At 49.3% G+C, this 14867-nt stretch carries 9 protein-coding genes; 2 read left to right on the plus strand and 7 right to left on the minus strand.

Annotated elements, in window-relative coordinates; translation table 11 throughout:
- Positions 1–32 precede the first annotated feature (32 nt).
- Positions 33–1274 (minus strand): N-acetylmuramoyl-L-alanine amidase, encoded by a 1242-nt coding sequence (locus NDI48_22485; protein ID MEP0833936.1) that lies wholly within the window; start codon positions 1272–1274, stop codon positions 33–35.
- A 209-nt stretch (positions 1275–1483) separates the two neighbouring features.
- Complete coding sequence (locus NDI48_22490; GenBank protein ID MEP0833937.1) at positions 1484–3232, minus strand: mechanosensitive ion channel; 1749 nt, start codon at positions 3230–3232, stop codon at positions 1484–1486.
- A 316-nt stretch (positions 3233–3548) separates the two neighbouring features.
- Between NDI48_22490 and NDI48_22495 the strand changes: the two genes are divergently transcribed.
- A complete protein-coding gene (locus tag NDI48_22495) occupies positions 3549–4013 on the plus strand; it encodes an SRPBCC family protein (protein MEP0833938.1) in 465 nt (154 codons plus the stop codon).
- Positions 4014–4160: 147 nt separating this feature from the next.
- Here the strand turns inward: NDI48_22495 and NDI48_22500 are convergent, their stop codons facing one another.
- The 5 genes from NDI48_22500 to psaA all read right to left on the minus strand — a co-directional run bounded on the left by NDI48_22500 (position 4161) and on the right by psaA (position 12303).
- Positions 4161–4967 carry a SirB1 family protein gene (locus NDI48_22500; GenBank protein ID MEP0833939.1) on the minus strand — a complete coding sequence of 269 codons (807 nt, stop codon included), beginning with the start codon at positions 4965–4967 and terminating at the stop codon, positions 4161–4163.
- Between the two features lie 77 nt (positions 4968–5044).
- On the minus strand, positions 5045–5746 hold the full coding sequence (locus NDI48_22505; GenBank protein MEP0833940.1) for an actin-binding WH2 domain-containing protein: 702 nt from the start codon (positions 5744–5746) through the stop codon (positions 5045–5047).
- 183 nt (positions 5747–5929) lie between these two features.
- Positions 5930–7366, minus strand: a complete 1437-nt coding sequence (locus NDI48_22510) for a GTP-binding protein (protein MEP0833941.1) — start codon at positions 7364–7366, stop codon at positions 5930–5932.
- Positions 7367–7644: 278 nt separating this feature from the next.
- Positions 7645–9876: a photosystem I core protein PsaB gene (gene psaB, locus NDI48_22515; GenBank protein MEP0833942.1), complete on the minus strand. Its 2232-nt coding sequence runs from the start codon at positions 9874–9876 to the stop codon at positions 7645–7647.
- 171 nt (positions 9877–10047) lie between these two features.
- A complete protein-coding gene (gene psaA, locus NDI48_22520) occupies positions 10048–12303 on the minus strand; it encodes a photosystem I core protein PsaA (GenBank protein MEP0833943.1) in 2256 nt (751 codons plus the stop codon).
- Between the two features lie 602 nt (positions 12304–12905).
- On the opposite strand from psaA, the gene NDI48_22525 reads away from it, so the two are divergent.
- The gene (locus NDI48_22525; GenBank protein MEP0833944.1) at positions 12906–14822 is read left to right on the plus strand and encodes a hypothetical protein; all 1917 of its coding nucleotides are present in this window, start codon (positions 12906–12908) and stop codon (positions 14820–14822) included.
- Positions 14823–14867: the final 45 nt, after the last annotated feature.

The following is a 14867-nucleotide window of genomic DNA, read 5'->3' on the forward strand; positions in this document are numbered from 1 at the left end:
TTTATGGTTCTGCTGAAAGGCTCACCCTATCATTAATCCTGCCAGGTAAGATTCAGAGCCCTCCAAGTTCTTTCACCCACAATCCCATCTGTAATTAAACCTTCAGACTTCTGAAACGCCATTACAGCAGCTTTCGTTGCAGGGCCAAAGTCTCCGTCAGGTATCCCAAGTTTAAATCCTAGCTGTTGCAAGCGTTCCTGTAGTTGTTTTACTTGCGTGCCTTTAGTTCCTTCCCGGAGGGGGAGAAAGGATAGGGATGGATCTGGATCTGAATCTGGATCTGAATCTGGATCTGGGGATGGAGTTTGAGCTGGGGATGGAGATGAAGATGAAGATGAAAATGGTTTATTGCCCCAGCGTTTGGAAAACTCTTCCAAGATGGGTTTTGAGAGTTGTCCTTGCAGCCACTGAATGGCTTGATTTTGATGAGGTAAGCTGCGATACAGTAAGTAAGTATCAAGCAGATCGATCGCACTGGGCGATTCTGGCTTCGGTATCGGCGTACTCGTCAGCAACTTCCAAGTGGTTGGACCCACCACACCATCTGGATCTAACCCGTGATACTTCTGAAAAGAAATGACAGCCTGAACCGTACCGATGCCGTAAATGCCGTCAATGGGGCCGGGGTTAAAGCCTTGGGCTTTGAGGCGTTGCTGTAGTTCTGTGACTTTTGCACCGGAAGCGCCTTCCCGGAGATAGTCTTCGGCTGGAGAGGAACCAAGTCGCTTGCGTACATCTTGACGCAATCGCGGCAATTGACTGTACAACCAGTTACCAGGGCAATTCGTTGGAGAAAAGTCTCGATGTCCTTTGATATTATCGGGGTCAATCTTGCAGGACGAGCAAATAGAAGCGCACAACTCAACCATACTCTCCCACTGCTTGGCGTTCATCTGGTAGGTCATGAAGTTGCCTTCATTTTCAATCCCTGGCGACTCATTGCCTTTAACACTGCCAGCGTGGGCGGAACGGACACAACGCCCGCGCTTAATGGCATCTAAAGAACCTTGTCTACCTTCAAGCAAAACCCCACCCGTGGTATTTAAAAAGTTATGGCCGGAATCATTCCAGCCAAATTCACCCATGTGGGCACCTTGAATACTCCTGGCCAATTGTTTCGCTCCCTCCACCGTTGCTCTAGATAAATCTCTAGGGGGATTTGGCATATCTGTATGGTGGATGACGATATATTGCGGCCTCGTTTCTTCAGGCCACTGTTTTGGAGCTCTAGCCCCCCATTGTTTAGCAGAAATGACACTGGCAGTGAAAGGCATTCTTCCCTCTTCTCTACAATGTATGGTTGCTGAATTGTTCTGAGCGCGAGTGGAGCCTGAACTCTCTGAGTGGGTGCGACTGGTTTTTTACTTATCCTACAAGACTCATCGTTCTTTCGAGAGAGGGGATGAGGGGGCGTTGTAACGCCCCCTACTTTATGGTTACGGCGGAAGCCCTGGTTGATTGGATGTTGGGCGGCCCGTTTTCCTTATCGGTTTTCCTTAAAGGACGAGAGCCATTCCCGAACTTGAGCGGCGGCAATATCACGAGCGCCTAAACCAAAGGCTAGGGCGATTGCCACGGCAATGGCACCTAAGAGCAGCCCAAAGGCTAAGTTAACAATGTCACTGGCAATGCCCATTTGTTGCAGTGCCATCGCGGAAACCAAGGTAATAATTGCAATCCGAGCGGTTTGTCCCAGGATTCGGGATTGACGAGAGCCAGAGCTTGTAATCAAATTAAAGGCTAGATTCGCTAGCCATAGACCAATGGCAAATACCACTAACCCCGCCAAAATCCGACCCGCAATCACCAGAATGCCGGTCACAATTAAGGTCAAGGCGGCAAACTGCAAAACGTTCGTTGCGGCAACGGCGGCAAACAATAGGATGCCGACTAAGACGATAATTCCCGCTAGTTCTGACGGTGTTCGAGTGGGAGCTGGTGAAGGCTGTAGTACAGTCTGAGAGCCAACTCTAGGTGTACTGGGTAACCCATATTCGTCGGTTGTAGTAACTGGCGTAGGACGGGTAACGCGGGCTGTCGGGATACCCAGCCACTGAAACACATTGTTGAAGCCAATGCTAGTCAGGATATTGGTCACCAAATCGCTGAGAAATTGCCCAATGACATAAGCAATGCCTAGAATCAACGCGGCTGTAAAGATTTTAGGAATCGCGTTGAGAATCTGGTTTAACATTGCGATCGCAGGCACTGAGATCGCCTCGATCTGTAGTGTCTGGAGAGCTGCGATCGCTGTTGGAATCAAAATTAGGACGTAGACAACTGTTCCAACCAGCCAGGAGAGGGACTGACTTCCTGCTGTTGCCTGGAGTCCAAACCGACTCCCTAATTGGTCAGCGCCAGCTGCCGATAGTAAGTTGGTGACAATGCGGCGCACGACTTGTGCAATAAACCAACCCACCGCTGCGATCGCGATCGCTCCCAAAATATTGGGCAGAATTCCCAAAATTTGGTTCAGCATTAGCTGCAAGGGTTGCAAGGTTGTTCCCTGCAAACCCAAGCTGTCTAAAATTAAGGGGAGAAATAGGAGAAAAATGAACCAGTACAGGGCATTTCCAATCGTTTCCGCCAGCGAAAATTGATGGGTTGGGGGAGGGGAAGTTTCTCCTGAAGCCTCTGGTGGTCTAACTTGCTGACCTAAACGCTGATCTAAACGAAATAATCGCAGCGCCCGCGTTGTTATTATCTTGACTAATGTCGCCACTAGCCAAGCTACCCCTAAAAAGATCAATGCTCCTAGGAGCTTGGGTAAAAAGATCAGAATTTGGTTGAGAAAGTTATTCAGGGGTTGAGAAACGACTTCTAGCTGTAGTTGCTGTAGAACACCAACTACAGTGAAGATCATGATGATCCAAAAAACTGCGCTGGATATCCACTTCTCAATGGGAGGAGCCTCTACTCCCTCCTGCCGACCCGTGATCCAGTCTGCTATTTTGTTGTCCAAACGGGTGCGATTGAGCAGCCCTCTGGTGATAAACGAAGCAATTAGGGCGATGAGAAGCCCAACCAGTAAGATGGCGAGTGCGCCGACCAACGTAGGCACGAAGGTCCAGATACTTTGCCACAGTCCCTCAACATAGGTTGTCCCCGTCTGGAATACTCCGGGTTGAGCCGGTGCCACCGGTTGATTCGGTGCCTGTGCCAAAACGGAATGTACCTGGAGCGGCACATCCACTCTCACGGTTTGGACTATACCTTTCCATATTTCATTCATAGTCTTCCTTCTAACGCTATTCTCAAATTTCACAAACCAGCAACATGAAGTTTGTGACCACAGTGCTGAACGTGATTGATGCTATTTATCCTCTCAATCAATAGAGTGTGATGGTTAAATAGAGATGCAGAGAACTGAAGATTAACAGCCGGAAAAATCCAGGGGCAAGTTTAAACCTAGAGTCGCGGCTTTACCTCTATCCTTATGGATAATTAAGCCACAAAAATGCAAGATTTACTGGTTTTTCAGGCTTAAACTTTCTTTGCTTTCCAGTAGAGCCATATTACCCGTCCTCGATTAGCTCTGGAACATTTCAATGTCAAAGTCAAACACTCAAGTTTTTGAACAGTCAATTCAAATCAAGGCCAGTGCGACAGTTGTAGAGCGCTGTATCACTGACCAGACTTTGATGCACCGCTGGCTCAACCCAATTCTAAGCTGTAAACCGATAGGAGAGTGGAGTACCTCAGTCGGAAGTCGCAGCCGTTTTGTGATTCAAATTCCTTTGTTGCAACCAAAATTAAATAGCGTTGTAGTAGTACGAGAACCGGGTTTAGTCGTTTGGGAATTCCAGGGATTTTTTCAAGGGCGCGATCGCTGGGAGTGTCAGCCCAATGACAAAGGCACACGTCTACTCAACCGCTTTGAGTTTGGAATTTCCAACCCAGTCATTAGCTGGGGCTTCAACACCTTTGCCGCCAATTGGACAAAAGGTGATATGCAAGCCCAATTGAGACGCCTCAAACGAGTCGCCGAAGAGGTATATCGCCGTGAAAAATGAACAAAAACAATGAGCGAAAATTTTAAATTCCCTTATATTATTTCTCTGTAACAAAGCGCTCAATTCATTACCCCCTGTAGTCCCCCTTATTAAAGAGGACGGCGATAGCCGGGGGTTCATAAAGTGCAACTTTAAAGAGAATTGGTATTAAGCGTCTCGACTCAGTTGCTCCAATAACCGACGAATCACAGGAGCATCTTCCGCATTAGGGAGCATGGCTAAATAAATTTCTAAATCCTGGGCGGCCTGAGGCCCATCTCCCAACTGGTAGTAAATCAGCCCGCGATCGCGAATTTCTATAGGAGCATCCGGAAACAACAGCAAAATGCGTTCAACGGCTGCCTGCGCTTTCGGCAATTCGCTGCGGTTGAGGTAAATAAATTTGAGATTCCTCAACATCCGTACCAATATCTGCCGAGGACTAACCGAGGTAATGAAACTGGATTGCATCTGCACAGGACGCCCGTACATCTGTGCAAGTCGTGCCTCGCAATCTTGTTGAAATAAAATCTCACCACGATTAAAAGCATCGACAAAAATTCCTGCTTCCTCAAAACTTGGGCGAATTAAAAAATGCCCTGGCATATTGATACCAACCATCGGAAAATCTAGGCGTCGGGAAACTTCCAGGTAGACGAGCGAAAGGGTAATTGGAATACCTGTCCGTCGCTCAATCACCTCATTGAGGAAGCTATTGCGTGGGTCGTAGTAATCACTCGTATTGCCGATGTAACCTAAGTCATCGTAGAAGTATTGATTCAGGGTCTGGATAATCCGCAGAGGATAGCGTTCGGCTGGTAGACGTTCCTCGACCTCATCTGCCATGACATCGAGAGCATTCATATATTCGTCGGCATCAAGGTCTGGATATTCTTCTTGGGCAATATAAAGTGCTGCTTTTGCCAGGTCAATTTGGTCATCTGGCTGATTGATTTCCCTGTAAAAGTTATCCATGATACCGTCTTTGATGCGAGTCACGGTCTAGTGTACAGGGTCAAGACACAAAGCCCATCTATAGAAAGTAGGGATAATTAAAACCCCAAAATTTCTCCAATCGCTTGTACCAAACTTAGATAAAAATTACCTTCCAACTGGCGAAACAACACAAATGATGTTCCAGGCGTACCAAAGAACGGTCGCAATGTCCAGGCTAACTGAGTGCCAACAAAGGCATATAGCACCAACCAAAACCGTAAAATACTCATGCGGGTTTCCATGCCGTCAGTGTCCTCTTTCGTCATCGACTGCATTCCTTGATAAAGGAATTGGATACCCATAAATCCGGTAACTGTAAAAATTGCCACATTTAAGAGGATAAAAAACTGATAATTTCGTGTGGAAATCAGAAAAAATAGAACAATTGGTGCAAAACTAAATAATAAAACACTAATTACGGAGACAGCCGCAAGGAGCATGGCAAAATGCTGTCCAGCCGTCTTGCGTGAACCAAACAGCACGTTAAAAAAGTATAAGGTTGGGAAACAAATCAACAGCGTAATTAAATAGAGAGCCGGAAGTTTGATGGCTGAAGAGATCGCCTGTTCCCAACTATGGAATGAACCAATAATGGCACCAGAAATAGCAAAAAATATAGAACTACAGATAAGCAGCGCTGTACTCTTACTCTTGAGTTTGATGCCACCTCGAATTTCATCGAGAAATGAGGTGCGATCGCGCAGTAGCTTAATTAAGACGGTGAAGGACTTTGTTGCCTGGAATTGATTTTGCATCATCTTCTTATCCGAGAAGAGTATATCCAGTTTTAGCAAGAATTTTGCGAAAGCGCTCGTTACGACGATGCCAGATGGCAGTGTATCCAACTCTAACTGTCCGTCCGACATGAAAAATTATCTAAAGATTTCTGGAGGAAACTTATACCGTTTTCCCAAGCATTTGCATTAGGACTAAACTTCCCATCAACGTGGCTTTACCTTCCATCGCCCTCCATCAAGTTTCGCCTCCAATTCCCCTTTAATACGATTGAGAATTGAGGTTTCATCCAGCGATGAGAGAATTCGGGTTACAACCGCTTTTGGCCCATCTGGCCCCCAAGATGCCCCATTTGCCAAATAGCTCTTACTCACTTGTCCGATCCCATACGAAGAAACTCCCGCCACTCCCGCCTGAGTCAGTGCCACCGAAACATAAGGCGCTAAGGAAATTCCCCCCGTTGCCGGTGCAGAAAGACCGAGTAAACTTTTGAGGGAACCAAGTCCTAGACTGACCAAAAGTTCGCTAGCACCAATTCCTCCCATGCCGATCGCAATTTTTTGCAATAATCCGACAGCACCCTGCTGGGTCATGGAAATGCCGTACAGGCGAGATAAGGTTAAAATCATCACCACATCAACGATGGTGGCAGTGAGGACATCTACCACAGTTAAGGGGTTAAGTGCGATCGCAACTGCCTTAGTAATCGTCGCTTTCCAGATAATCTGATTGGCACTCTCCTCCCGAATCGCCATTTTCCGACTCACCACCCGTTCGTTGACATCATCGGCATAAAGCATTGAATTGAGGGCAACCAGCGATTTACCTTCCCGGTGCAAAATCTCCAGAATTTTCAGCTTCAACTCATCGACTTGCGGTTTTCCCGGACGCCGTTGCACGTTCATACTACCATCGGCACGTCGCACGGCTTGAGCAACCAAGGGGGAAGCGGCAACCATGACAATTTCTTCGGGGGAGAGCAACTGCTTCACTCGCTCATCCCGAATTTTACGGTAAATTTCCTGACGATCCGCTTCGGGATATTGGTCAATTTTGTTAAACACCAGCAACATCGGTTTGCCAACATTCCGCAGTTGGGAAAGGGCGTCAAATTCCACCTTCGTCATGTCACCGGCGATCATGAAGAGAATCAAGTCTACCTGTCTGGCAACCTGATGCGCTAAAGCTTCTCGCGTTTCACCGTCTACTTCGTCAATTCCTGGCGTGTCAATTAGCTGAATTTGGGACTTACCTATACTACTGGGTAAGGCAACTCGCAGAATGTCTTGACCATTATCCCCCACCGCTTCCTGACTCAATTGCCAATTTGCGGTATGACTGCTGCGGGTAACGCCATGTAATGCCCCCGTCTCAAATACGGGTGTACCCAATAAGGCATTGAGGACAGACGATTTCCCCCGTCCCACCATGCCAAAGGCAGCAATCTGAATGCATGAATCTTCTAATTTGTCAAGTAAGGTGGTTAAGCCCTCAATTTCTGACTCTAAACCCGCTTGTTCTCGTGGGGTTAAGTCGAGATGACTCACTATGTCTCGGAGTGCGTCTTGTGCTTGTTTGTAGTTGAGTTCTTCCTGAATTTCTTCAAAGCTGGCGATCGCACTGTCGAATTCGTCGGTATCCATGGTACTGGGAGAATCAGGTTCAGGCATTGAGTGGCTCAAAATCAAACCTCCTGCAACGACTCGCCGGGAACAGCTAACCCGTTGCAATTACTAGTGACGGCTAATCCTATGCTAAAGGTTGAATTTCTAGCCTGCTCCCCAAACCCTATCAATTTATTCATCTTGTGGGAAGATATTTTTCCTGCCTTTAAAACTCAGCTCACTCCATAAAAAATCCCCCACCCGAAGGCAGGGGACTTTATTTAATTACCTACAAAGCTAGGATGGAGTCAACTTCATCAGCCGAACTTACCAGCCGTCGAGGCAATCAGGAAGGCGGCGTAGGTGAGGACATAGCCCACGGTGAAGTGAACTAGACCAACCAACCAACCTTGAACGATGGATAGAGCAACCGGCTTATCCTTCCAGCGAACCAGGTTCGCTAAAGGAGTGCGCTCGTGTGCCCAGACGAGAGTTTCGATCAACTCTTGCCAGTATCCGCGCCAGCTAATCAGGAACATAAACCCAGTTGCCCAGACTAAGTGTCCGAAGAGGAACATCCAAGCCCAAACAGATAGGTTAGTTGTGCCATAGGGGTTGTACCCGTTGATCACCTGAGCTGAGTATAGCCACAGGTAGTCGCGCAGCCAGCCCATGATGTAAGTCGAAGACTCATTGAACTGAGCCACGTTGCCTTGCCAAATACCCAGATGCTTCCAGTGCCAGTAGAAGGTGACCCAACCAATGGTGTTGAGCATCCAGAACATGGCGAGGTAGAAGGACTGTTCCCAAGAGGAGGTTTGGCAGGTGCCGCCCCGACCGGGACCGTCGCAGGGGAAGGTATAGCCGAAGTCTTTCTTATCCGGCATTAGCTTAGAACCACGGGCATCCAACGCACCCTTGACACAAATCAGGGTGGTGGTGTGCAGACCGAGTGCGATCGCATGGTGAACCAGGAAATCGCCAGGGCCAATGGTTAAGAACAGAGAGTTGGTGCCACTGTTAATCGCATCCAGCCAGCCCGGTAACCAGACATTGCCATAGTTAGGCCATGCAGTGGTCGCGATGCTATCTGGATTGGACAACAGCAAGTCCATGCCGTACAGGGCTTTACCATGAGCGGCTTGGATGAACTGAGCAAACACCGGTTCAATCAGGATTTGCTTCTCAGGGGTTCCGAAGGCGACCACAGTATCGTTGTGGACGTACAGACCTAGAGTGTGGAAACCTAAGAACAGTGAAACCCAGCTCAAGTGAGAGATGATGGCTTCTTTGTGCCGTAGAACCCGATCCAAGACATTCCCTTTATTGAGTTCAGGGTCATAGTCTCGTACCAGGAAAATCGCGCCGTGGGCAAACGCTCCAACCATGATGAAGCCAGCAATGTACTGGTGGTGGGTGTAGAGCGCCGCTTGGGTCGTGAAGTCCTTAGCCATGAAGGCATAAGGAGGCAGTGAATACATGTGCTGCGCCACCAGGGAGGTGATGACACCAAGCGCTGCCAGAGCAAATGATAGCTGGAAGTGCAAGGAGTTGTTCATCGTGTCATACAACCCTTGGTGAGGCAGGTTGAACTGGCCTTCACTCTTGCCACCAACCAGACCGGCCTTGGAGTTGAGCATCTCTTTGATGCTGTGACCAATGCCGAAGTTGGTGCGGTACATGTGACCGCCAACGATGAAGATTACAGCGATCGCCAAGTGGTGATGCGCCATATCGGTCAGCCACAGGGACTCGGTCTGGGGATGGAAACCACCCAAGAACGTCAGAATAGCTGTACCCGCGCCTTGAGCGGTGCCAAACACATGACCCGTTGTATCGGGGTTCTGGGCATAAACACCCCAGTTGCCGGTGAAGAACGGAGCCAAGCCTGCTGGGTGTGGCTTAATAGACAGGAAGTTATCCCAACCCACATGCTGTCCACGAGCTTCGGGGATAGCAACGTGAATCAAGTGACCAGCCCAAGCCAGAGAACTAACACCGAACAGACCGGCTATGTGGTGGTTCAGGCGAGACTCAGCACTCTTAAACCAGGATAAGCTCGGACGGAACTTGGGCTGTAAGTGTAGCCAGCCAGCGAACAGGAAGACTGCCGATAGTATCAAAAGGAATATTGCACCTTGATACAAGTCGCCGTTCGTCCGAATCCCTTGGGTGTACCACCAGTAGTAGACACCGGAGTAGGAAATATCAACTGGGTTAGCCGCACCCGCTTGGGTGAAGGCTTCTACAGCCGGTGCGCCGAATTGAGGGTCCCAAATCGCGTGGGCGATGGGACGGATATTGAGCGGATCTTTAATCCACTGTTCAAAGTTACCTTGCCAGGCGACGTGGAACAGGAGGCCAGAGGTCCACAAGAAAATGATTGCAATGTGACCGAAGTGAGAAGCAAAAATCTTTTGATAAAGATTTTCCTCCGTCATGCCATCATGGCTTTCAAAGTCGTGAGCCGTAGCAATCCCGTACCAGATCCGACGTGTCGTCGGATCTTGAGCGAGGTCCTGGCTAAATTTAGGAAATTTTGTTGCCATCTGTCTTAGGAAATCCTCCTCGCTGACATATGAGGCTTATGCAATGGCGCTGCTCATTTTCTGTCTGAGCGACCCCCTGGAACTGTTGTTCCAGGTCTGGAAAGGGTCTCGACAGGCGGGACACAAAAAGAGCGTGTCCCACTTTAAATTTGGTATCGATTCAAAGAGACGTTATCCAATTGCGATAATTCGCGCTAGGAAGAACGCCCATGTAGTGACGATTCCTCCCAGGAGGTAGTGAGCTACCCCTACAGCCCGTCCCTGAATGATGCTCAGAGCACGAGGCTGAATTGATGGGGCAACTTTTAATTTATTATGCGCCCAAACAATGGATTCGATCAGTTCTTGCCAGTAGCCGCGACCACTGAACAGGAACATCAAGCTGAAAGCCCAAACAAAGTGAGCGCCCAGGAACAGCAGACCGTAGGCGGAAAGAGCTGTGCCGTAGGAGCTGATAACTTGCGAAGCTTGCGCCCACAAGAAGTCACGTAACCAACCGTTAATCGTCAGAGCACTGGTTGCAAAGTTGCCACCTGTTAGGTGAGACACTGTGCCATCCTGTGCTACTGTACCCCAAACATCCGATTGCATCTTCCAGCTAAAGTGGAAAATCACGACCGAGATGCAGTTGTACATCCAGAACAGACCCAGGAAGACGTGGTCCCAACCAGATACCTGGCAGGTACCGCCACGACCCGGTCCGTCGCAGGGGAAGCGGAAGCCCAAGTTAGCCTTGTCTGGAACCAGACGGGAGCTACGAGCAAAGAGTACGCCTTTGAGCAGAATCAGCACGGTGACGTGGATGGTGAAGGCGTGGATGTGGTGAACCATAAAGTCCGCCGTACCCAACGCAATGGGCATCATCGCCACTTTGCCACCAACCGCCACAATTCCGCCGCCAAAGGCATAGCTAACGGGTTCTAGGGCGTTGGGAGCCGTGTTTCCAGGGGCCAAGGCATGAATGTTCTGAACCCACTGAGCAAACACAGGCTGTAGCTGAATCGCTGTATCCGAGAACATATCTTGAGGACGACCAAAAGCCCGCATCGTGTCGTTGTGCACGTACAGACCGAAGCTGTGGAAGCCCAGGAAAATACACACCCAGTTCAGGTGAGAGATGATCGCTTCCCGGTGACGGATGACCCGATCCAGTAGGTTGTTTTGGTTCACTACTGGGTCATAATCCCGCACCATGTAAATAGCGCCATGAGCGGCACCACCCACAATACAGAATGCGCCAATCCACATATGGTGGGTAAAGATGGAGAGCTGCGTGGCGTAGTCTGTTGCCAAGTACGGATACGGTGGCATCGAGTACATGTGATGCGCCACGATGATGGTCAGCGAACCGAGCATCGCCAGGTTAATGGCTAGCTGGGCGTGCCAAGAAGTGGTTAGGACTTCGTAGAGACCTTTGTGACCTTCTCCAGTGAGTGGGCCTTTATGATTCTCTAGAATTTCCTTCATGCTGTGACCAATGCCCCAGTTCGTCCGGTACATGTGGCCAGCAACAATGAATAGTACAGCGAGCGCCAAGTGATGGTGTGCTGTATCTGACAACCACAAGCCACCTGTAACTGGGTTCAAACCCCCTTTGAAGGTGAGGAAGTCAGCATATTCACCCCAGTTCAAGGTGAAGAAGGGAGTCAATCCCTTGGCAAAGCTGGGATACAGCTGAGCCATTTTGCTGGAATCCAAGATGAACTCGTGAGGCAGAGGAATGTCTCCAGGAGCCACACCAGCATCTAACAGCTTGTTAATCGGCAGAGAAACGTGGATCTGGTGACCCGCCCAACCTAGACAGCCGCAACCAAGCAACCCAGCTAAGTGGTGGTTCATCATGGATTCCACATTCTGGAACCATTCCAGCTTCGGAGCCCGCTTGTGGTAGTGGAACCAACCCGCAAACAGCATCAGGCCGGCCATGACGAGACCGCCAATGGCCGTGACGTAAAGCTGGTAGCTGTTGGTGAACCCAGCCGCACGCCAAATTTGGAAGAATCCAGAGGTGATTTGAATGCCGTGGAAGCCGCCACCGACATCACCGTTTAAAATACCTTGACCCACAATAGGCCAAACGACTTGAGCACTTGGCTTGATGTGGAGCGGATCGCTCAACCAAGCTTCGTAGTTGGAAAAACGAGCGCCATGGAAGTACATGCCGCTTAGCCAGACAAAAATGACAGCCAAGTGACCGAAGTGGGCGCTAAAAATCTTCCGAGATACGTCTTCTAAGTCACTGGTATGACTATCGAAATCGTGAGCGTTAGCGTGGAGGTTCCAAATCCAAGTTGTAGTTTTTGGACCTCTGGCGAGGGTGCGGTCAAAGTGGCCTGGTTTGCCCCATCTCTCGAAAGAAGTGGGTACCGGATCTTTATCGACTACAACCCTTGCTTTCGCCTCTCGCTCAGGAGGGCTAATTGTCATGAGGAATCTCCTCTCTAGACAAGGAACGAGAAAAACCCCACAGGGGGATTTGGATGTGTATAAGCGAGGAAAGCACTTGGATCTTATGACCGCTTTCCTGGGAAACCAGATCTCCGCTTGGAGTAGCTCCAGGGGAAGACCTTCTGTAGTTGATGATAGGACTGCCTCTGTAAAGTCTTCGGAAGCGCTTAACAATAATTCAAACTCTGAGCAAATCGAGAGCCACTTAGGCTTTTAATGCGAAAGTATCTGCAAAAAAGTCAAGAGGAGTTGACCTAAAATTCACAAAACGCAATATTCAATCCCAGGAGTCTCACAATTAAAAGCCGTATCGTGTCAAACCCAGTCCCTCATTGCATTTTCTTAATTCCATTTCTTTGACAAATTAGGAGGTCAGTCTGAATCCATTGCCAAATTACATAACCTTAATCGGAAGAATCTATCTTCCTATACAGGTCGCTCGAAGTTCTATCATCTACCCAAGGGATTAGCTTCATCCAACCCAAATTCATCAGCAATAAAACCTGATTTCGCTATAGTGCCTATGGACAGCTTCGGTTAAGATGAATTGCCGGTGGCAAGTGGCAAAAGGAGGTTGTGTAGTGGGTAGAAATCGCTGGTGGATAACTGGGAGAGGACTTGTTTCGTTCTTAATGGCAGCGGTTTTAGCTTGGGGATTAGTGGGCTGTAGCGGCTTCCCTAGGGGTAGCTCGGGTTCAGGCATTGAGACATCACAAGGTCTCAACAGCGAGGCCGCTAAGCCTCAACTCACAGGTCAGCTCTCAGAAGTAGCGCCGCCCCCAGCCATTCAAAAGTTAAGCCAGACCTTGGAAGCTTACCAGCCTCAAGTCACGATTGTGGCTCCCCGAACTGATCAGGTTCTCCAAGACACAAGCGTATCAGTACAATTTCAGGTTCAAGATTTACCCATCTTTAAAGACCCAGATTTAGGTCTAGGCCCTCATCTGCACGTCATTCTGGATAACCAGCCCTATCAAGCCGTCTATGACTTAGACCACCCACTTGTCTTTGAAGATTTAGCCCCTGGAACTCATACCCTGCGAGTTTTCGCCTCCCGCCCTTGGCATGAGAGCTTCAAGAACGAAGGAGCCTATGCCCAGACAACATTTCACGTCTTTACAAAAAGTACCGATAACAACCCTGAGCCAGCCTTACCCTTGCTGACTTATAGTCGCCCTACCGGCAGCTACGGAGCCGAGCCGATTATGCTCGACTTCTACCTGACGAACGCCCCTCTGCATTTAGTAGCTCAAGAAAATCCGAATGATGATGTTGCCGATTGGCGCATTCGCGTCACGATCAACGAAGAAAGTTTTGTTCTTGATCGCTGGCAGCCGATTTACCTTAAAGGATTTAAGCGGGGCAAAAACTGGGTGAAGCTAGAGTTTCTCGACGAAGAGGGAAACCCGGTTAAAAATGTTTTTAACAACACAGTGCGGCTGATTAGCTACGAGCCGAAAGGAAAAGACACCCTTTCTAAACTGGTGCGCGGCGACCTCTCGGCTGAGGCAGCTCGTGGTATTGTAACTTCCGGCTACAAAACAACACCAACCCTCACCCCCTCACCTGCCGTAACACCGACTCCCAACCCGTCACCCACCTCACTCCCAACCGTTACGCCAGAACCCATCCCTTCTACACCTCCTGCTGTTGAAGAAACACCAAACCCTGAATTAGAGACGCCATTAGCAGAACCCACACCCTCTGTTGAATCTCCAACAACACCGAGCGAATCCCCATCTCCTGTAGAAGAACCAACTCCCACAGAAGAAGCACCGACGAGTGAACCCGTAACCCCGCAAAAACCCAGGTTCGGAGGTTTCTTAAATCGCTTCCGTCGTCCGGCTGTGGCTCCTAGCCCCTTACCTGAACTATCAGAACCAGAGGCTCCCATTAATGTACCGGTGATTGTGCCAGAGGAAACCGAACCGATGCCAGAACCAGAGGCATCGCCTACTCCCAGCGAATCACCAGCCCCTGTAGAAGCACCGACTTCTACGGAGGAACCAACTCCTACTACACCTGTAACTCCCCAAAAGCCCAAATTTGGAGGTTTCTTAAATCGCTTCCGTCGTCCTGCGGCTACACCCAGTGAACAGCCTGCCCTACCAGAGGTATTAGAAACTCCCTCTTCGGAACCCCTGGAGGTACCCGAACAAGCCGAACCCCCTGCCTCTGGGGAAGAACTGACCATCCCACCTGAGCTGACAAAGCCAGAAGCGGAACCCACTCCAGTAATTACACCCGTCCCTGTTCGACCCATACAGCCGGAAAAATCCCTAACCGATGGCCTCTTGAAAGGGGATCAATCTCCTGCGACCAATGGAGCAACTTCAGATTCTGAGTTACCGCCAACACTACCGGAGATTGTAGGGACACCAGCTCCAAAACTTTCGGAGCCAGACGTTTCCCCTTCTGCAACATCGGAAGCACCAGCCTCTGAGGCAAAATCAACGGATGTACCTTTAGGGGAAGAAACAATTCCTGAGACTCGATAGCACCAACCTCAGAGGCAAAATCAACGGATGTACCTTTAGGGGAAG

This window comes from Microcoleus sp. AS-A8 (genome assembly GCA_039962225.1).
Classification (GTDB): Bacteria; Cyanobacteriota; Cyanobacteriia; order Cyanobacteriales; family Coleofasciculaceae; genus Allocoleopsis.